This window comes from Paraglaciecola sp. QJM3NY_14, assembly GCF_056173245.1.
In genome coordinates this window covers 2,118,089-2,137,482 of the sequence record NZ_CM149664.1, presented here as the reverse complement: position 1 = coordinate 2,137,482, position 19,394 = coordinate 2,118,089, and the positions used below count along the sequence as shown (strand labels likewise).

The 19,394-nt window shown below is 45.4% G+C and carries 16 protein-coding genes; 7 read left to right on the top strand and 9 right to left on the bottom strand.

Annotation, left to right across the window (positions count from 1 at the left end; translation table 11 throughout):
• Nucleotides 1–44 precede the first annotated feature (44 nt).
• Nucleotides 45–215, bottom strand: a complete 171-nt coding sequence (locus AC0VYA_RS09055; RefSeq protein ID WP_473480100.1) for a hypothetical protein — start codon at nucleotides 213–215, stop codon at nucleotides 45–47.
• A gap of 290 nt (nucleotides 216–505) precedes the next feature.
• Here AC0VYA_RS09055 and AC0VYA_RS09050 point away from each other — a divergent pair, with 290 nt between their 5' ends.
• On the top strand, nucleotides 506–901 hold the full coding sequence (locus AC0VYA_RS09050) for a DUF3718 domain-containing protein (protein WP_011574635.1): 396 nt from the start codon (nucleotides 506–508) through the stop codon (nucleotides 899–901).
• 203 nt (nucleotides 902–1,104) lie between these two features.
• Here the strand turns inward: AC0VYA_RS09050 and AC0VYA_RS09045 are convergent, their stop codons facing one another.
• Genes AC0VYA_RS09045 through AC0VYA_RS09030 form a run of 4 tightly spaced genes read right to left on the bottom strand, consistent with a single transcriptional unit; the run spans nucleotide 1,105 to nucleotide 5,105 of the window.
• Nucleotides 1,105–2,079, bottom strand: coding sequence for an NADPH:quinone oxidoreductase family protein (locus AC0VYA_RS09045; protein WP_006993826.1), 975 nt, complete (start codon nucleotides 2,077–2,079; stop codon nucleotides 1,105–1,107).
• Between the two features lie 57 nt (nucleotides 2,080–2,136).
• Nucleotides 2,137–3,171, bottom strand: a complete 1,035-nt coding sequence (locus tag AC0VYA_RS09040) for a phosphotransferase family protein (RefSeq protein ID WP_475490776.1) — start codon at nucleotides 3,169–3,171, stop codon at nucleotides 2,137–2,139.
• Nucleotides 3,172–3,185: 14 nt separating this feature from the next.
• Nucleotides 3,186–4,412 carry an acyl-CoA dehydrogenase family protein gene (locus AC0VYA_RS09035; protein WP_473480095.1) on the bottom strand — a complete coding sequence of 409 codons (1,227 nt, stop codon included), beginning with the start codon at nucleotides 4,410–4,412 and terminating at the stop codon, nucleotides 3,186–3,188.
• A 15-nt stretch (nucleotides 4,413–4,427) separates the two neighbouring features.
• Nucleotides 4,428–5,105, bottom strand: a complete 678-nt coding sequence (locus AC0VYA_RS09030; protein ID WP_475490775.1) for a histidine phosphatase family protein — start codon at nucleotides 5,103–5,105, stop codon at nucleotides 4,428–4,430.
• A gap of 335 nt (nucleotides 5,106–5,440) precedes the next feature.
• Here AC0VYA_RS09030 and AC0VYA_RS09025 point away from each other — a divergent pair, with 335 nt between their 5' ends.
• From AC0VYA_RS09025 to AC0VYA_RS09005, 5 genes are all read left to right on the top strand, one after another.
• The gene (locus tag AC0VYA_RS09025) at nucleotides 5,441–8,029 is read left to right on the top strand and encodes a TonB-dependent receptor (protein ID WP_011574630.1); all 2,589 of its coding nucleotides are present in this window, start codon (nucleotides 5,441–5,443) and stop codon (nucleotides 8,027–8,029) included.
• A gap of 130 nt (nucleotides 8,030–8,159) precedes the next feature.
• On the top strand, nucleotides 8,160–8,867 hold the full coding sequence (gene pepE / locus AC0VYA_RS09020; protein ID WP_475490774.1) for a dipeptidase PepE: 708 nt from the start codon (nucleotides 8,160–8,162) through the stop codon (nucleotides 8,865–8,867).
• A 104-nt stretch (nucleotides 8,868–8,971) separates the two neighbouring features.
• Nucleotides 8,972–9,976: an LLM class flavin-dependent oxidoreductase gene (locus tag AC0VYA_RS09015; protein WP_475490773.1), complete on the top strand. Its 1,005-nt coding sequence runs from the start codon at nucleotides 8,972–8,974 to the stop codon at nucleotides 9,974–9,976.
• 133 nt (nucleotides 9,977–10,109) lie between these two features.
• Complete coding sequence (locus AC0VYA_RS09010) at nucleotides 10,110–10,892, top strand: substrate-binding periplasmic protein (RefSeq protein WP_475490772.1); 783 nt, start codon at nucleotides 10,110–10,112, stop codon at nucleotides 10,890–10,892.
• Nucleotides 10,893–11,198: 306 nt separating this feature from the next.
• Nucleotides 11,199–12,596, top strand: coding sequence for a PQQ-dependent sugar dehydrogenase (locus AC0VYA_RS09005; RefSeq protein ID WP_475490771.1), 1,398 nt, complete (start codon nucleotides 11,199–11,201; stop codon nucleotides 12,594–12,596).
• 15 nt (nucleotides 12,597–12,611) lie between these two features.
• Here AC0VYA_RS09005 and AC0VYA_RS09000 read toward each other — a convergent pair whose 3' ends face one another.
• The gene (locus AC0VYA_RS09000) at nucleotides 12,612–13,322 is read right to left on the bottom strand and encodes a winged helix-turn-helix transcriptional regulator (protein ID WP_475490770.1); all 711 of its coding nucleotides are present in this window, start codon (nucleotides 13,320–13,322) and stop codon (nucleotides 12,612–12,614) included.
• 161 nt (nucleotides 13,323–13,483) lie between these two features.
• Here AC0VYA_RS09000 and AC0VYA_RS08995 point away from each other — a divergent pair, with 161 nt between their 5' ends.
• A complete protein-coding gene (locus AC0VYA_RS08995; RefSeq protein ID WP_475490769.1) occupies nucleotides 13,484–14,905 on the top strand; it encodes an FAD-binding oxidoreductase in 1,422 nt (473 codons plus the stop codon).
• An 834-nt stretch (nucleotides 14,906–15,739) separates the two neighbouring features.
• Here AC0VYA_RS08995 and sucD read toward each other — a convergent pair.
• From sucD to odhB, 3 genes are all read right to left on the bottom strand, one after another.
• The gene (sucD, locus tag AC0VYA_RS08990; RefSeq protein WP_475490768.1) at nucleotides 15,740–16,612 is read right to left on the bottom strand and encodes a succinate--CoA ligase subunit alpha; all 873 of its coding nucleotides are present in this window, start codon (nucleotides 16,610–16,612) and stop codon (nucleotides 15,740–15,742) included.
• Nucleotides 16,609–17,778: an ADP-forming succinate--CoA ligase subunit beta gene (sucC, locus tag AC0VYA_RS08985; RefSeq protein WP_011574621.1), complete on the bottom strand. Its 1,170-nt coding sequence runs from the start codon at nucleotides 17,776–17,778 to the stop codon at nucleotides 16,609–16,611. Before sucC ends, sucD begins: the two co-directional genes overlap by 4 nt.
• A gap of 123 nt (nucleotides 17,779–17,901) precedes the next feature.
• Nucleotides 17,902–19,389, bottom strand: a complete 1,488-nt coding sequence (gene odhB, locus AC0VYA_RS08980; RefSeq protein ID WP_011574620.1) for a 2-oxoglutarate dehydrogenase complex dihydrolipoyllysine-residue succinyltransferase — start codon at nucleotides 19,387–19,389, stop codon at nucleotides 17,902–17,904.
• Nucleotides 19,390–19,394 lie beyond the last annotated feature (5 nt).

Sequence of the window (19,394 nt, the reverse complement as noted above, 5' to 3'; positions counted from 1 at the left end):
CGTGAACTCGACATCAAGCGGGACACAAAGCTAAACGGCATTGATTAGCTCGCTTTTCGTCTGAAAATTTTGCCAATGCCGAGCCAAAATACCCCTTCTAGCACAATGCCTAACACGAAAAAAGCCACCACTCCTGTCATACTCCCTGCGGAATAACACAGTAACGCAGCAAGAATGACGGCAATAGATAGTAACACCCTGTACATCACGTTCATGACCATCTCCTTGTTTCGTTTCTTTGAGTTGAACTGGTTAGCTATCACACTAAATAACGCTATGTCTGAGCATAAGTAAAGCAGCTGCACGTGCTCGGGACTAGCTTATAACTGCAACAAAGTGTGACTACCCTTTAACCGCCTAGCACGGGTTTTGTATTAGCCTAAGGTATAGAGCCTTATACCTTAGTATCACCTTGTAGATTTTTTAATCACACTATATGGCGTTTAATAAACTCAACGAAACAAACAATATTTAAAATCCATTAAATGGAACCGAGGAATTGACCATGTTGAAAATTGTTAAAACTTCTATCGCTATCGCTGCTACCTCTATTATCTTTGCTGCCCCTGCACAAGCGGACGTAGCCGAAGCATTACAAAATATATGCACTATCGTAAAAGCCGATGATAAAGGCGAGTTACGCAAAAAAATGAAACGCGTGCAGTCTGATTATCGCCTTAAGTTACAAGATTACTACTCTGGCATTAGCTGTGGAGGCAATAGCCTTATCCGCACCGCGATGCTAAATGATGCGGTTGAAACCGGCACCCTAATGGTTAAAAAAATGCCTAAAAGTGATTTAAGCTCTCCTGAAAAAGACGGCAAAACGGTTGTGGCCTGGGCATCAGAAAATGGCCTAACCGCCTCACCTATTGTTGCTGTTCTAAACGACCGCATCTAGTTATTGTATAACGCGATACTGTTTAGCGTGTTGGCGACCAATTTACTCAACGTGTTGGAACTGACGCAAGTAAAAAGACAATGATTAATTTTGTTGTTCAACACGCATCAAAAACGAAACGGGCCTCATTTGAGGCCCGTTTTTTGTTTAACAAGTGTTTTCAGAATCCAGTCAGAGCGAGAGCTGAGACAAGAGTCAGAAAACTAAGGGTTAAGTGACATTTTGCCTTTTACTTCTCGGCCCATTACTTTATTCAATGCATCTTTGGCTTGTGCTAAAGGTAATGCTTCATCTACCACCACTTTCACTTTGCCTTGCACATACCAGGTTAATAACTCTTTCATATTTTGTGCGAAGTCTTGAGGTTGATGCTGAGTAAACGAACCCCAAAACACGCCCACAACGGAATAACCTTTCACCAATGATAAATTCACTGGAAATTCAGGAATAGTACCACCTGCAAAACCAACAACCAGTAGGCGTCCGTTCCAAGCCATAGAGCGTGAGCAGGCGTGGAATGTATCACCGCCAACACATTCGTATACCACATCGACGCCTTTGCCATTGGTGACGTCTTTAATTGCGCTCTTTAAATCAACTTCACTGTAATTGATGAGAATGTCAGCACCATTGGCTTTGGCCATATCGAGCTTTTCTTGAGTCGAGCACACTGCTATGACTTTTGCGCCCATTTGTTTACCAATTTGCACGGCAGCAAGCCCAGTGCCACCAGCAGCACCTGTGACTAGCAAGGTTTCACCCGGCTGAATATTAGCTCGCTGCTTAAGGCCATGATGAGCTGTAGCGTGGGCTGTTACTAGACCTGCCGCTTCATCAAAGGAGATTTCGTCAGGCAGCGGCATGACATGTGTCGCAGCACAGGCAACTTTTTCAGCGTAACCGCCTAACATACACAAAGCGATGACGCGTTGGCCAACTTTAAGATGTGGAACGCCTTCACCGATTTCGCTGATCACGCCTGCTACTTCGTTACCCGGTATAAACGGCACTTCAGGCTTCATTTGATATAGCCCTTGTACGATTAACCCATCAGGAAAGTTAACTCCACAGGCTTTAATGTCGACGACGACTTGGCCTTTACCCGCTTTTGGGTCGGGTACGTCTTTGTATTCCAAGTCCTCTACTGGACCAAAAGCATTACATACGATGGCTTTCATGTTTGACTCCGTTATCTGTTAAAACGCCGCTTAATCGGCGGCGTATGTAGCTGTTATTTACTTAAGAATTTTTAAGGCGTATTGCGCTAAAGGTTGCACAAGCTTGCCTACTTGCAGCGCTTGTTTATTCGACGCATTGCCATCAACCGCTCGCTTAGCCACGCCTTGGGCGATAGCCCCTAGTCTGAAAAAGCTGAATGCCAAATAAAAATTCCAGTTCTCTATCCCATCAATACCTACCAGTTTGCAGTATTGTGCAACGTATTCCTCTTCACTTGGAATACCCAGTGCGGCTCTGTCGACATCACCCAGCCCGGTCGCTTTACCTACGTTATCTGGTAGGCGTAATTGCATACACTGGTAAGCTAAATCGGCATAGGGATGACCTAAAGTCGATAACTCCCAATCCAGCACAGCAATAATGTCTGTTGAATCTTTGGCGAACATCAAATTGTCCATACGATAATCACCGTGTACTAACGAGACTTTGCCATCATCAGCTGGAATGTTTGTTTCTAACCAGCTTATGAGTTGATCCATTTCAGGAATTTCGTGGGTTTCAGATAAACGGTATTGCTTGGTCCAGCGACTTATTTGGCGCTCAAAGTAATTACCCGGCTTTCCATAGTCCCCAAGGCCGACCTCATCCACATTAACACTGTGCATGGTCGCCATGACCGTGACCATATTCTGGTACATGGTGCTGCGGGTTTGTTTATCGGCCATTTCAGGTAACGAACTGTCCCAATAGACGTTGCCGTCCATAAACTCCATGACATAAAACATACTGCCAATAACATCAACGTCTTCACAAAGATGATAAACCTTGGCCACTGGGACATCAGTGTTTTCCAATGCTTTAATAACACGATATTCACGGTCAACCGCATGGGCCGATTTCAACAACTTACCCGGCGGTTGGCGACGTAACACATAGGTTGCGTTCGCAGTTTGCAATTTAAAAGTAGGGTTTGACTGCCCACCTGCAAATTTAGTGGCCTTTACTGAACCACTAAAACCGGCAATATGTTGCGCTAAATAGGTGGCTAATTTTGCTTCATCTAATTGCTCTACAGCGCTCTGCTTACTCATGGGTCACACTCCAATTATGCGTTGTGATCTTTAATTAAATTGCGTCCTAGCTGCATCATGTGCACTTGATCTGGGCCATCAGCTAAGCGAATTGTGCGCGCGTACGCGTAGCTAGCTGACAAGATAAAGTCTTGGCTGGTACCCGCTGCACCGTGCATCTGTATTGACTGATCAATCACATTACACGCCATAGAAGGGGCGACTATTTTAATCGCCGCGATGATATCTCGTGCGACCTTGTTGCCATAACGATCCATCTTGTCAGCCGCTTTTAGCGTTAGCAACCTCGCTTGTTCAATCTCGCAATGCATTTTAGCAATGCTTTCACGTACCGATTGTTGCTTGCTCAATGGCTGACCAAAGGCAACCCTCGACTCTACTCGCTCGCAGGCCAAATCAAGCGCACGCTGTGCACACCCAATCAAGCGCATGCAATGATGAATTCGGCCCGGTCCCAAACGACCTTGCGCGATTTCAAACCCTCTACCTTCCCCCATCAATAAACTGGAAGCAGGCACGCGTACGTCCTCGAACAATACTTCAGCGTGACCTACCGGCTCATCATAGAATCCCATGGCGCTCAGCGGGCGTAAGACGGTTACACCTTTCGTATCGATAGGCACCAATACTTGTGACTGTTGTTCATGACGGGCGGCATTGGGGTCCGTTTTACCCATTACCACTAAAATTTTACAGTCTTCATTCATGGCACCACTGGTATACCACTTTCGTCCATTGATGACGTACTCGTCACCGTCACGCACAATGGATGTTTCAATATTGGTGGCATCAGACGAGGCTACTGCAGGCTCGGTCATCGCAAAACCAGAGCGCACTTTGCCTTCAAGAAGAGGCTCTAACCAGCGTTTTTTATCTTCTTGTGAGCCATAACGGGCAAGCACTTCCATATTGCCTGTATCAGGTGCGCTGCAGTTGAATACCTCTGAACTGAACATGACACGCCCCATGATTTCACATAAAGGAGCGTACTCAAGGTTGTTTAAACCGGCACCATAGGGCAAATACTCTTCGGGTAAAAATAGATTCCACAAGCCTGCTGCTTTGGCTTTTTCCTTTAACTCTTCAATCAAAGGCAAGGTTTTCCAGCGAGTTTCTGGATTAGCAGAAGCAGCCTGAACATCTGCAAGATATTGCTTTTCGTTAGGGTAAATGTGCTCGTCCATAAAGGCTTCTAAACGGGCGATAAGATCTTGTGTTTTTTCTGAGTAATCGAAATTCATAGTATTTTATTCCATTTAACTAAACGTGACGGCACCAACACGCTCGGGTATATCAAGGTGAGGTACATTATTGAAGCTGCTTAACCGCACGGTGTCGCGATTAAAAAAGAAATGACTGTAACTGGCGTTGCGCACTTGCATGTTCAGCTCGATAACATGCTTCGCCTCAAGCTCAAGAACAATGCTCATTAGCATAGAGATAGCCCCACCCGAGCTCACCAGTAGGACAGGTTTATCGTGACTTTTTTGCCCTAATACATCGAGTACATCAAATACACGTTGGCGAAATTGCACCCAGGTTTCATTGAGCATACTGGGGTCGAGCTGCTCAGCAGACCAAGCGCCCATGGCTTTTTTCAGCAACCGATAAAACTCTGCTGGAGGAGCGCCATTTTGCACCGCATCATTTGGGTGCTGGGCTAAATAAGCGGCTGCGATATTTTGAAAATCGAACTCATTTAACCCCGTATGTGTCGAAGTCTCAATTTCGGTGCGTAAACCCTTACAGATACCGGCCGCCGTTTCTTGATGACGGACCATCTCCCCTAACCAAAGCTGACCGAACGTCATATTCCGTTGGGCGAAATACTCACCTAACCAAACTGACTGCTGATGACCTAACTCGCTAAGTTTGTCGTAATTGGCAGCACCAAAAGACGCCTGACCGTGTCGCACGATATAAAACTCTGACATTTAACCACCTCAATATGAAACTGAAATGATAGTAGAGACAAAGCTATTATTAGTTTAATTGATTCTTTTAATGGTTTTGTATTGATTTACATTATGCTGAATCCCTATCGCAGCAACGGTGCGGCGTACAATCCGACTGGTTGATATGAGGGGTTTAAATCCACCTTTAACATTTTACTAACGTATTATTTACTTTAGTGTGAAAAACTTGCACTCTTATGCTCATCTGACTAGTTGCTGCTCAGGCAATGTGTTGGATATCGTCGCTCCTCACAGCAAAAATTCGAATAATAAGCCGTGAGGGCTCAGAGCTAACACATTGAGAGAAGTATAAAATGCCCATTTTACCTAATCGCTTAAAACGTACCCCCGCCGCCTCATTTATTGGTTTAGCACTTGCGCTAAACGCTGGGCTCTCTATCGCCCAAGACGTCGCTCCTGATGACAAAGGGCTCGAGACCATTACCGTCACTGCGCAAAAACGCGCGCAAAATCTGCAAGAAGTCCCCGTTTCTGTTACCGCTTTCAACGGCGAAGCAATGGCAGAGGCGGTTATCAAAGATATGTATGACTTGCAAACAAACGTGCCCGGTCTAGGGGCCTTTCAAAGCCAAAGTGCGACAAATTCTAGTTTCTCCATTCGTGGTGTTGGCACCTCTTCGCAAAACTTCGGTTTGGAGTCCTCGGTTGGCCTATACGTTGATGGAGTTTATCGCGCTCGTCAAAATTCCATGATCAACAACTTAGTTGATGTCGCTGCTGTAGAAGTACTGCGAGGCCCTCAAGGTACATTATTTGGTAAAAACACTCCTTCCGGTGCGATTTTGTTATCCACAGTAGCCCCTAGCCACGGCGGCGGAGATGGATTTGTTGAAGCCACGGTGGGTAATTACGGACTAGTGAATTTGTCGGGTGCTGTGTCTCTATCCGCGATAGAAGACGTTTTAGCCTTTCGCGTAACAGGTTTTTCAAGTGATCGTGACGGTACCATAGATGATGTAAATTTTGGCGAAGATGTACTCAATGACAGAAATCGTTTTGGTGGTCGCTTACAAGCACTGTATACCCCAAGCGAAGATGTGTCTCTTCGTGTGATTGCTGACTATGCAGAAATAGACGAAATTTGCTGTGGCGCCCCAGTGCAACTAAGCAACTTTCAAGCAAATGAAATTCCAGGAAAGTTTGGCACCGATGCGGCGATAGACCAATTAGGCGGAACACGCTTTGAAGGTGGAGAGGCCTTTTTTGATAGAGAAGTAGCCGTTTCATTTTTACCTGTAGCGACCATGAAAGACCGCGGGCTTTCTGCTGAACTCGATTGGGAATTAGACGAAAATTACACTTTTGTATCAATTTCGGCGATACGCGCGTTTGACTCCTACGACAATATTGACAGTGATTTCACGGACGCAGATTTATTTGGTACTTTGAACGACTCTGAGCAAAGCTCTTTTTCTCAGGAATTTCGCCTAGATTATACCAGCGAAGATTTGAACTTTATTTTAGGCGCTTATTATTTTACTCAAGACTTAGACCTAAACTATAGCCTTTACACTGACAACATATTCGAAGGCTTCGCGCTGAGCGTGTTGGGCCAAACAGTTGATGGGTTAACCGGTGCTCCTGGCACGTTTGACGCGTTATTAGGTGGTATTGATGGCCTTGCCTCCGCAGGGTTAATTGCCCCAAGAGCGGCTGCAGCTCCTGCTGGTACAGGCTTTGATCACATGGCCGAGCAGGAACATAAAAGCTATGCCATTTTTGGGCAATTTGATTACAAACTCACTGACGAATTCACCCTAACCGCAGGATTACGTTTCACCAAAGAGAAAAAAGACTTACTCACTGTTTTCACTGAAGTCGGGCCAGGCATCAATGGTTTGGCTGACAACACTCCTGTGGATTTAGTATCGGCGTTAACCGTTGCCGGCGGTATTGCCGCGGGGGCAATTGATTTGACCACGGCAGAAGGCCAAGCCACATTGGGCACATTCCAAGGTTTCAGTGAAGCAGGTTGGGCATTTCCACTGTTAGGAGATACCACTCGCCCGCGCAGCAATATTGAAGAAAGTTTAAGTGACGACCAAATCAGTGGTACGTTGAAACTGAGCTACCAACCTAACGCCGACACGTTATTGTATGCCTCATACGGTAACGGCTATAAATCAGGCGGTACTAATACCGATCGGATCGCGGCCAGCTTTAACCCAATCTTTGACGCCGAAACGTCTCAGTCCTTTGAAGTGGGGATCAAGAAAGATTTCCGCGAGCAAAATTTGCGGGTAAATGCCGCTGCCCATTACACCACGGTTGATGACTTTCAAGCGAACACCTTTACAGGAAATGGTTTCAACTTACAAAACGCCGGTGACTATGAAATATCAGGCATGGAGTTAGAAGCAACGTGGATCCCCATGGACACCGTGGAAGTGAACTTCGGTTATGCGTTAGTAAATGCTGAATATAAAACCTTCGAAGCTGGCAACTGCTGGACGGCTTATTCATGGCATACAGGTATTGACGACCCAGGTCGTGTTAATCCAACTGATGGATTTTGTGACCGCTCGGGAGACCGCCCTGGAGGCGAGCCTGAAAACTACGCGGTGTTAAGTGTCAAGAAAGACTTTGAATTGAGTGATAGCATTTATGCCTATATTCAAGGTGAATACAGTTACACCGGTGATGTGATACTAGATGGCAGTAACGATCCGTACGCGGTCCAAGATTCCTACAATATATTGAACTTACGTTTGTTCATGAACTTCACTGAATACGATATGGACGTGATTTTGTGGGGCCGTAATATATTGGATGAAGAGTACATTAACCGCACCAACTTCAACACACCATTGCAAGAGGGTAAGTTAAACGCCTATATGGCCGAGCCTGCCACTTATGGAATTACGGTGAAAAAACGTTTTTAATGTAGAAACTTAAATAAAACCGGCACCTGAGAAATAGTTGTATTTCATCAAGTAGCCGGTTTTTTATTGCCTGAAATTTGTTGGTTGAATTGATATCATTTTGGTTCAACGCGCATACCTAGGAACACTTTTGAATTTATTAATGTTAAGCAGCTCACGTGCAGGTGATGAAGAATATTTAACCCATGCCAGTCAAATGATTGCTCGGCATTTAGCTCGGTGTGAGCGTATCGTGTTTATTCCCTACGCTGGCGTCACCATTGATTGGCCGAACTACACCCAAAAAGTACAAGCCGCTTTGCCAAAGCTCAATATTGTTGGCATCGAGTCTTTTGATGACCCCGTGACTGCCATAGCTCAGGCCGATGCTGTTATGGTGGGAGGCGGCAACACATTTCATTTATTAAACCAGCTTTATGTAAAAGGCCTCATAAACCCTATTCGTGAACGAGCGAAAAACGGTATGCCCTATGTTGGCTGGAGCGCGGGCTCAAATATTTGTGGGAATTCAATTCGCACGACCAATGACATGCCAATAGTCTACCCCCCTTCGTTTGAGGCGCTTAATTTAGTACCTTTTCAACTTAACCCTCATTACAGCGATTATCAACCGCCTGGCCACAACGGTGAAACACGCGCCCAGCGAATAGCCGAGTTTTGTGTTTTAAACCCAGCGATGCCGGTGTTGGGTATTAAAGAAGGCACGGCATTGGTTCGACAAGGTGACACGTTGACGCTACAAGGACCTCACGCTGGGGTTGTGTTTAAAGGTGAGCACCAAAGCGTGATCCAACCTTTGCAAGATTGTTCTTCGTATTTAATCGTGGGCGCTGAATAGATAAGCATAGATAAATCAAATAGTGACAATTCACAACTGGCGCTTGTTTTCGTTTAATAACATCCCCACCTGTCATTGATTAGCCGGCCTTTAGGACAAGCAATATGACAGGTACCACTGCGTTTTCAATTTTAGATTTAGCCCCCATTGTGCAAGGGCAAAACATTTCTCAGACACTCGAAAACAGTCGTCAGATGGCGGTGCAAGCAGAGCAATTGGGTTACAACCGAGTTTGGTTAGCCGAGCATCATGGTATGCGCGGTGTCGGCAGTTCAGCTACTTCGGTGGTGCTTGGTCACATCGGCGCTGCCACCCGCAAGATTCGGATAGGATCCGGTGGCGTCATGTTACCTAACCATTCCCCGCTTATCATTGCCGAACAATTTGGTACCTTGGCTGCACTTTTCCCTGACAGGGTTGACTTAGGCTTGGGACGTGCACCAGGCACGGACATGGCAACAGCAAGAGCGTTGAGACGTAATATGCAAGCTAGTGTGGAAGACTACCCTAATGATATTCGCGCGCTGCAAGCTTATTTAGGAACACCAAGTGCTGAGCAAGCGATCCTCGCTATTCCAGGTTGTGACAGTCACGTGCCACTGTGGTTACTTGGTTCGAGTTTATACAGTGCCCAATTAGCAGCACAATTTGGTTTGCCTTATTCATTTGCGTCCCATTTCGCACCAGATGCACTATTTGATGCATTGAATATATATCGCGGCCAATTCAAACCGTCAGCGCAATTAGATCAGCCTTACACGATGGCAGGTGTGATGGCTGTTATTGCTGACACAGATGAAGAAGCACAATACTTATATACCTCATTACAACAACAATTTGCTAATTTGCGCCGAGGGGCGAACAAGCCATTCGCAAGGCCAGTTGATGACATCACTGCCGTGTGCAGCCCGGCGGAACTGTCAATGATTGCTCACACATTACAGTATGCCATTGTTGGCTCTGCCGAGACTGCACATTCCCAATTAGCACGATTCATTGAGAACACTAGGGTAGATGAGGTGATTTTTTCCTTTCCCATACATGATCAAGACGCTCGTTTGCACAGTATGAAATTGTTAGCAGAGAGTCAAAATATGGCGAAAGCCTAGTAAATTAGGATAACTTTGCCCTGTTTTCAGGATTAATAGATGACTTTGTGTGAAATTGCTCTAAAAATAGGTTCAACCAATATGATTTAGACAACCCACCACAAATCGGCTTTATTAACGCGAAAGGTAGATAATGAATTTTCGAGGCGCTCTAACAGTAAACACAAGGTGGATGACGCTTGTTTTCTTCCTTTTGTCTGTTAATGCGTTGGCTGGACCGAAAACGAACATTATCGAGGTAGCCGTGGGCTGGTCAAAACCACCCTATGTTAACTCGGCGGATAACAGTGGGTTTGAGCTTGATCTCGCTCGCCACGTTTTTACTAAAATGGGTTATACCTTTAAACCAATCTATGTCCCCTATGGACGTAGCCTCAGCATGTTAAAAAACCAGAACGTTCAGGCTGCGCTAACAGTCAGTGAAAAAGCGGATGTATCCGGTATTTCTTTAAGTGATGTTTACATCGAATACCAAAATGTGGCGGTGACACTACAGGCCAGAGATATTAAGTTAAAACAGCCGAAAGATTTACAACAGTATGTCATGTCAGCTTATCAAACCGCTTCTAAGAATCTCGGCGAAGAGTTTACACTTGCCGCCCACAAAGCACCTCTTTACGTTGAACTGCCGGACCAGCAGAAGCAAGTCGCGATGCTGTTAAATGGCAATGTGTCGGTGGTGATCATGGACGTAAACATTTTTACTCACCTGCAGGCCCTGCTAGAGCCCAGTCATCAACTGACCCCGGTGACTGTGCATAACCTTTTTGCGCCAAATCGTTACAGAGTGGGTTTCTCAAACCAGCCGCTTAGAGATAGATTCAACCAAGCGTTACTCGAAGTACAAGAATCTGAGGCATTTGAAGAACTTGTGCAAAAGTACAGCATGTACCGAGATGATGCCGAATTGAACTAAGCTACGCCCATTCTTTCACCACTGATTAACGTGCGCCTCAACGTCCAGTAGGGTAGTTTCCCCTTAGCATTCCAGCGCGTAAAACGGCTATACAAAATGCAAATTTTACTTAACTTAATTCGTTAGGCAGATTCACGCTATTAACGTATACAGGCGTAATGACGGCAAAACATAAACGTTTGCGATGAATTATTTCGTTAACAATAAGCGGCAAAAAAATTGCTTCATGTGTACTATCGTGTCCATTCTATATCATCAACTATACGGCGCTAGATTCATCTGGTTTAGTGAACTTCAGGAGATTTCATGTACCCTCTACGTACTTTTTTTGGCCCCTCTTTATCTAACTTTAAACACTTTATACCTGCCATTGGGAGCACAGCGCTGATCGTTTCACTCACTGGCTTAAGCGGTTGCAGCGAAAGTTCTAAAATAGACCCTGCTGTGACCTTTGGCGAAGAGCCCACTTTGGTTGAGCCTAACAGCACACTTATCCCTAATGTGAACATTGCCAGTGCTGTAGGCTGGCCTGAGGGCGAGAAACCTACGACCCCTTTGGATTCAATCCAAGTGAATCGCTTCGCAACGGATTTAGATCATCCAAGATGGCTTTACACTTTGCCAAACGGTGATGTTTTGGTGGCTGAGAGTAACAAGCCGCAGAAAGACCAAGACGATAGCGGGATTAAGGACTGGATTGCCGGCAAAATTATGGCAAAGGCTGGTGCGGGCACTCCAAGTGCTGATCGTATCACTTTATTAAGAGATGCTGACAAGGACGGCGTGGCGGAAACGAAAACCCGATTTTTGCAAAACCTTCACTCTCCCTTTGGCATGACACTCATCGGCAATACCTTGTATGTTGCCAATACGGATGCCGTGGTGAGTTTTCCTTATCAGCAAGGCCAAACTGAGATCACAGCCACAGGCACTGAGTTAATAAAACTGCCTGGGGGGGAACTCAATCATCATTGGACCAAAAACCTTATCGCCAATAAGGACGGTACTAAACTTTATGCCTCTATTGGCTCCAACAGTAATATTGCAGAAAATGGATTTGAAGCCGAAATTGGCCGGGCCGCAATTTGGGAAATCGACATTGCAACAGGTGAGCATCGTGTTTTCGCTTCTGGATTACGCAACCCCGTAGGCATGACTTGGGTCGAGGATACGTTATGGACAGCAGTTAATGAGCGAGATGAGTTGGGTAACGATTTAGTGCCTGATTATATGACGTCAGTTCAAGAAAACGGGTTTTACGGTTGGCCCTATAGTTACTACGGGCAAAATATTGATACCCGAGTCGAGCAGCGAGAGCCTGAGTTAGTAGCGCGCGCCATTAAACCCGATTATGCATTAGGCGCTCACACCGCATCGCTAGGGTTAATGTACTCTCGAGGTGGGCATGCACTAAACGATGTAAGCGAAGGCATGTTCATCGGCCAGCATGGCTCTTGGAACCGTGAACCTAAAGCTGGTTATAAAGTCATTTTTGTACCTTTTAGAAATCAACAACCTGCGGGGAAACCTATTGATATTTTGACAGGATTTTTAAACCAAGAAGATGAAGCCCGAGGCCGCCCTGTCGGGGTTGAGTTTGATAAGAGCGGCAATTTATTAGTGGCAGATGATGTAGGCAATATAATATGGCGGGTATCACCTAGTGATAGCAATGTTACTCATAATCTAAGTTCTAGCGAGTAAGATAGAACCCAGCACTTACTCAGACACGAGTAAGTGCCTTTCGCGTTTTTTGATATGCGCAAGCGTGCTACAACCTAGCCAATACTCGGCAATTTCGGTGTATTTTTTAGGTCCTCTGAATTTCAATGTGTGGTCTTTGACTGCAGCGGAAAAATCCTCCCAGCCCATCCAAATTTTGGTAAGTTCGCGCGCAGCCACTTCAATGTTTACATCTACATTAAACCCTCTGTCCACGTAACATAAATCCACTTGCCCATTTTCGAATATCAACCAATACTCGCTTTTATTCTCAGGCATGTCAGTCAGCAAAAAATGGACAATAAAAAGGTTAGGCAAATCTTCATGTATTCTCACATTACGTCGAATGTCCCACATCAAGAAGCTACCATCAATATTATCCAATGATGGCTCGGTTTCTAACCACTCCTGCCCCCAGCTAGCCATCGAGAAAACCACTGACTCAAGGGCTTTACCTGATTCAGTCAACACATAATCGACTTGTCCTGTTGCCTGCTTTTCTTGGCGTGTTATCAAGCCAATATTGACCAGCTCTTTCAAGCGGTTCGACAGCAATGTGCGCGACATTCGCGGCACTCCTCGGCTTATGTCATTAAAGTTTGTTGAACCAAACAGTAACTCTCTAAAGATCAATAATGTCCATTTATTGCATAGAAAAGCTGCAGACATTGCTAGTGGGCAATACTGCCCATAGGGGGTTGTATTCACAGTGGTATTCCTCAGTCAAAGGTCAATTTAGCATACGCCCTAAACGTGTATTTAGCACCCTAGCCAGTAAACAACTTGTACCCCCTAGTGCAAAATGTTCACTAGACTGCATTTTTACTAACGCCTACCCTTGGTTAGAAATCAACCAAAGGAGTGACAATATGAACATTCATATTATGGGCCTTGATGGCCAAAAAAAGGATATAAATACACGACAGTTTGAACAGTACACTTCCTCTATTCGCGGTGAGGTGTTACTACCTGACACTGCCGGTTACGCAGAGGCTCGTGCACTATGGAACGGCATGATAGACATCTGCCCCGCCCTTATCGTCCGCTGCAGTGGAACCGCAGATGTGGTAACAACAATACAATTCGCTCGAAAGAATGAACTGTTAATCTCATTGAAAGGCGGTGGCCACAATATTGCGGGCAGCGCGTTATGTGATGGCGGCCTAACGATAGATATGAGCCGTATGAAAGGCATCTCCGTTGATCCTGCGGCGCGCATAGCAAGAGTGCAAAGCGGCGTTTGCTTGGGAGATATTGATCACGAGACTCAACGCTTCGGTCTGGCAGTCCCGACTGGTATTAATTCAACAACGGGGATTGCAGGTCTGGCGTTGGGTGGCGGATATGGTTGGTTAAGCCGAGCTTTTGGGCATACCGTTGATAATATTATTAGCGTTGATCTAGTTGATGCTCAGGGCGATTTTCTGCATGTATCAGAGCAGGAAAACAGCGAACTATTTTGGGCTATACGTGGCGGCAGCGGTAATTTTGGGGTAGTTACACAATTTGAATTGAAATTGCATCCTGTTGGGCCGATGGTATTTGGCGGCCCGGTTGTATTTCCTCTTACCGAAGCGAAATCAATTCTACGCACATATCGCGAAATCGCCAAATCAATGCCGGATGAAGCAAGTTGCTGGCCTGTCATGCGCAAAGCACCGCCCTTTCCCTTTCTAGCCCCCGAACATCACGGTGAGCCCGTCATTATTCTGCCGATGATATACGTGGGAGATATAGCAAAAGGTGAAGAGGCACTCGCCCCACTTCGCAATATTGCAAAGCCTTTAGCAGATGCGGTTGGCCCAGTCCCTTATGCTGCATGGCAAGCAGCATTCGATCCACTGCTTGCACCAGGTGCGCGAAATTATTGGAAATCTAGCGACTTTACCGAAATGACTGACGAGCTTATCGATACGTTAGTCAACGCAGCTGAACAGTTACCATCAGATGAATGTGAAATTTTTACGGCTCAGCTAGGCGGCGCTGCATCTCGAGTGGTGCCTGATGCCATGGCCTTTCCCCATCGCTCAACAGCGTACACGGTAAATATTCATGGGCGTTGGCAAACCGCTGATGGGGACGACGCAGGTAAAGCCTGGGTTAGAGAACTGTTTAATCAACTTGAGACGTTCTCAACGGGTAGCGTATACGTTAATTTTGTGCCCGAATATGACGAAAAGCGCTCAATTGGCCCTTATGGTGCTAACAGGCCAAAATTAGAAGAAATTAAAAGTCGTGTTGATAAACTAAACCTGTTTCGCAGTAATATTAACATTCAGCCCAAAGCCTAAATAGACCGCTAACGCTTTCAAAAGCGCTGCATGCACGTATCTGTCTAAGTATGTGCAGCGCCTCGCGATGTTCTTCCTTTCAAAACAACACTATATACCTCGCGTTATGGGCTATATTCATATTGCTAAACACAGGGACAAAGAGTCTACCTATATGCTTATTTAGATTTTCGGACTCGGTATTTTTGACCGAAGTCTCCTTACCAGCGAATAGTACGAAGCAAATGATAGGAGCAATAAGATAACCCAGCCCTACAAGGGGGCTATTGAAAGAGATATCTCTAAAAAGTTCTCGGCATTCATTGTAGCAACCACTGCTGATGGCTACATAAAGTGCTGGGTTAGCATAAAGTGAAGTCATTAGCAGAAGAAACGGTCTGATGGTTTTGTTCATCACTCGATTGATAATTCCTTTTTACACATTATTCTTGGCGTAAGTCTGCTGTTGAGTATCCTATTCTAGCGAGTTTAAGCCACACGAATAATAGATATTTAATACCAATTCCTTTAAATAATTAACCACTCAGCGAAAATTTAAAGGACTTAATCAAGGCGCTTGAATGAAGTAATAGTGGTTCTCTTTCGAGTTCGAGCAACACAGAGTAGGTCCTTTTAAAATTCGCCCGTAGGGAATTCCCCAGCGCGTTTTGCACTACGTTCTCGGTATTTGAAAGGGAACAACCATGACTGCACACCGACGCCTTGTTCAAAACCCGCTGGATGAATTCTGAGAGGCCAATTATTTAATGGGGTTGGTATAAGTGCTAGATTCATGCCGTTTTAGTCATAAAAAAACCCGCTACAAAAGCGGGTTTTTAATAATACTAAGCAAGCTTACCAACCGGTAATTTCGCGAAGACCTTGACCAATGTCAGCAAGTGAGCGAACAGTCTTAACGCCTGCATCTTCAAGTGCTTTAAATTTGTCGTCAGCAGTACCTTTACCACCAGAGATAATCGCACCAGCATGACCCATGCGCTTACCAGCAGGAGCAGTTACACCAGCAATGTAAGAAACAACAGGTTTAGAGATGTTAGCTTTGATGAATGCAGCTGCTTCTTCTTCAGCCGTTCCGCCGATTTCACCAATCATTACGATTGCTTCAGTCTTAGGATCGTCTTGGAACATCTGTAGGATGTCAATGAAGTTAGAGCCTGGGATAGGGTCGCCACCGATACCAACACACGTAGACTGGCCGAAACCTTCATCTGTTGTTTGCTTAACAGCTTCATACGTCAACGTACCAGAGCGAGAAACGATACCGACTTTACCTGGCTTGTGAATGTGACCAGGCATGATGCCAATCTTACATTCACCTGGGGTGATAACACCTGGGCAGTTAGGACCGATCATACGCACGCCTTTACGATTTACGTATTCTTTAACGTAAAGCATATCTAGCGTAGGGATACCTTCAGTGATACAAACGATCAATTCGATACCTGCATCTGCAGCTTCAACGATAGAGTCTTTACAGAAAGGCGCTGGTACATAGATAACAGTCGCAGTAGCGCCTGTTTCTTGAACCGCTTCACGTACCGTATTGAAAACAGGCAAACCAAGATGAGTTGTGCCGCCTTTACCAGGCGTAACACCACCGACCATTTGCGTACCGTATTCGATAGCTTGTTCTGAGTGGAAAGTACCTTGTCCACCAGTGAAACCTTGACAGATTACCTTGGTGTTTTTGTCGATTAGTACGCTCATGCAGCACCTCCGGCAGCTTTAACAACTTGTTTCGCAGCATCCGTTAAGCTAGAAGCGGCGATGATATCTAAACCTGAGTTAGCCAATACATCACGGCCAAGCTCTGCGTTTGTACCTTCTAAACGTACAACAACAGGAATGGTTACACCCACTTCTTTAACTGCACCGATAATACCTTCAGCGATCATGTCACAACGCACGATACCACCGAAAATGTTAACCAAAACGGCTGCAACATTTGAATCAGAAAGAATGATTTTGAATGCTTCAGCAACACGCTCTTTGGTTGCACCGCCGCCAACATCTAGGAAGTTAGCTGGTGAGCCACCGTGCAAGTTAACGATGTCCATAGTGCCCATTGCTAGGCCTGCACCATTAACCATACAACCGATGTTGCCATCAAGTGCTACGTAGTTAAGTTCCCACTTAGCCGCTTGTGCTTCACGTGCATCTTCCTGTGAAGGATCGTGCATTTCTTGAAGCTTAGGCTGACGATATGCAGCGTTGCTGTCCATCGCTACTTTCGCGTCAAGACAATGAAGGTTACCGTCGTCTTTAATAACAAGCGGGTTTACTTCGATTAGTGCAATGTCTTTTTCTTCGAACAATTTAGCCAAACCCATGAAGATTTGAGTAAACTGTTTGATTTGAACGCCTTTAAGACCAAGTTTAAACGCGATTTCGCGAGCTTGGTAAGGTTGAGCGCCTACTAGAGGATCGATCTCAGCCTTAAGAATTTTTTCAGGTGTTTCTTCAGCAACGGTCTCAATTTCAACACCACCTTCGGTAGATGCCATGAAAACTACGCGACGAGAAGCACGGTCAACAACTGCACCTAGGTACAATTCTTGAGCAATATCTGTACAGCTTTCAACCAAGATTTTGCTTACTGGTTGCCCAGCTTCATCTGTCTGATAAGTCACCAAATTTTGACCAAGCCATTTTTGAGCAAATGCCTTGATTTCATCTTTGTTTTTAACAAGCTTAACGCCACCTGCTTTACCGCGACCACCAGCGTGAACCTGACATTTCACAACCCATTCAGTACCGCCAATACGATCTGCAGCTTCAACTGCCGCCTGCGGAGTTTCCGCAGCATATCCTTCAGATACAGGTAAACCGTATTCAGCGAATAATTGTTTACCCTGATATTCATGCAAATTCATGGTTTTCTATCCGTTTTGTTTAAGAAAAAAGCCGCGCTTGGCAGCTTGATTTTGTTAGCCGATATTATAGAAACAACAACGGCAAGAAACGAGTAAATCAATGATTTACTCGCTTAGATCCTATTAAACATCCAGTAGCAGACGCGTTGGATCTTCTAACATTTCCTTGATCGTAACTAAGAAACCAACAGACTCTTTACCGTCGATGATTCTATGATCATAAGAAAGTGCTAAATACATCATAGGCAAAATTTCTACTTTGCCATTCACCGCCATAGGACGATCTTGGATTTTATGCATTCCCAAGATAGCGCTCTGTGGTGGGTTAATAATAGGGGTTGAAAGCAATGATCCAAACACACCACCGTTAGTGATAGTGAAGTTACCACCTTGCATATCAGCCATTGACAATTTACCGTCACGCCCTTTAAGTGCAAGTGCTTTGATGCCACCTTCGATACCAGCCATACCCAGTGTATCGCAATCGCGCAATACAGGTGTAACCAAACCGCGAGGAGTAGACACTGCAATCGATACATCGAAGTAGTTATGGTAACAAATATCATCACCGTCAAGAGACGCATTCACTTCCGGGAAGCGTTTAAGCGCTTCTGTTACTGCTTTGACGTAGAAAGACATGAAACCTAAACGAATACCGTGACGTTTCTCGAACGACTCTTGATATTGCTTACGTAATTCCATGATAGGCTTCATATTAACTTCGTTGAACGTTGTCAACATAGCCGTAGAGTTTTTCGCTTCAAGCAAACGACTCGCGATTGTCTTACGAAGACGTGTCATAGGTACACGTTTTTCAGAACGCTCACCGCCTAGTGAAGGCGTCGCCGGTGCGTCAGCTTTTGCTGGTGCTGCACTCTTAGCTGGCGCAGACAATGATTTCTCAACGTCTTCTTTAGTCACACGACCGCCTTTACCTGTACCTTTGATGCTCGCAGCATCAATGCCTTTTTCAGCTAATAGACGGCGTACTGAAGGGCTTAAGGCGTCATTGTCTGAACCGCCTGTATCACTACTAGCGGCAGCAGTGGCTTCAGCTTTAGCGGGCGCAGCGCCTGCAGCAAAATTAGCAATCACTTGCTCACCCATTACCGTTTCGCCTTCTTGAGCGAGAATGTCACTCAAGGTGCCATCGGCTGGAGCAACCACTTCTAAAACCACTTTATCGGTTTCAATATCTACCAAGTTTTGGTCACGAGAGACCGATTCGCCTGGTTGAACATGCCATGTTGCTACGGTTGCATCTGCCACTGATTCGGGCAGAACAGGTACTTTAATCTCCACTGACTCACCTTTATTACTGGATGTTTTCTCTGCTGCTGGTGCACTTTGCTCTTTTGCTTGAGATGCGCCAGCCCCTTCTTCAAATTTTGCGATGATCTGCTCGCCTAGTACTGTTGCACCTTCTTCATCTAGGATGTCGCTTAATACGCCATCTGCAGGAGCAACCACTTCAAGTACCACTTTATCGGTTTCGATATCGACCAAGTTTTGATCGCGAGTAACCTGTTCACCTACCTTCACATGCCAAGTGGCAATTGATGCATCGGCCACAGATTCTGGCAATACCGGTACTTTAATATCTATTGACATACTGG

Bases quoted from the DNA above. Each gene is read 5' to 3' on its own strand.
- AC0VYA_RS09055 (WP_473480100.1), bottom strand. From the start codon at position 215: ATGAACGTGATGTACAGGGTGTTACTATCTATTGCCGTCATTCTTGCT.
- AC0VYA_RS09050 (WP_011574635.1), top strand. From the start codon at position 506: ATGTTGAAAATTGTTAAAACTTCTATCGCTATCGCTGCTACCTCTATT.
- AC0VYA_RS09045 (WP_006993826.1), bottom strand. From the start codon at position 2,079: ATGAAAGCCATCGTATGTAATGCTTTTGGTCCAGTAGAGGACTTGGAA.
- AC0VYA_RS09040 (WP_475490776.1), bottom strand. From the start codon at position 3,171: ATGAGTAAGCAGAGCGCTGTAGAGCAATTAGATGAAGCAAAATTAGCC.
- AC0VYA_RS09035 (WP_473480095.1), bottom strand. From the start codon at position 4,412: ATGAATTTCGATTACTCAGAAAAAACACAAGATCTTATCGCCCGTTTA.
- AC0VYA_RS09030 (WP_475490775.1), bottom strand. From the start codon at position 5,105: ATGTCAGAGTTTTATATCGTGCGACACGGTCAGGCGTCTTTTGGTGCT.
- AC0VYA_RS09025 (WP_011574630.1), top strand. From the start codon at position 5,441: ATGCCCATTTTACCTAATCGCTTAAAACGTACCCCCGCCGCCTCATTT.
- AC0VYA_RS09015 (WP_475490773.1), top strand. From the start codon at position 8,972: ATGACAGGTACCACTGCGTTTTCAATTTTAGATTTAGCCCCCATTGTG.
- AC0VYA_RS09010 (WP_475490772.1), top strand. From the start codon at position 10,110: ATGAATTTTCGAGGCGCTCTAACAGTAAACACAAGGTGGATGACGCTT.
- AC0VYA_RS09005 (WP_475490771.1), top strand. From the start codon at position 11,199: ATGTACCCTCTACGTACTTTTTTTGGCCCCTCTTTATCTAACTTTAAA.
- AC0VYA_RS08995 (WP_475490769.1), top strand. From the start codon at position 13,484: ATGAACATTCATATTATGGGCCTTGATGGCCAAAAAAAGGATATAAAT.
- sucD (WP_475490768.1), bottom strand. From the start codon at position 16,612: ATGAGCGTACTAATCGACAAAAACACCAAGGTAATCTGTCAAGGTTTC.
- sucC (WP_011574621.1), bottom strand. From the start codon at position 17,778: ATGAATTTGCATGAATATCAGGGTAAACAATTATTCGCTGAATACGGT.
- odhB (WP_011574620.1), bottom strand. From the start codon at position 19,389: ATGTCAATAGATATTAAAGTACCGGTATTGCCAGAATCTGTGGCCGAT.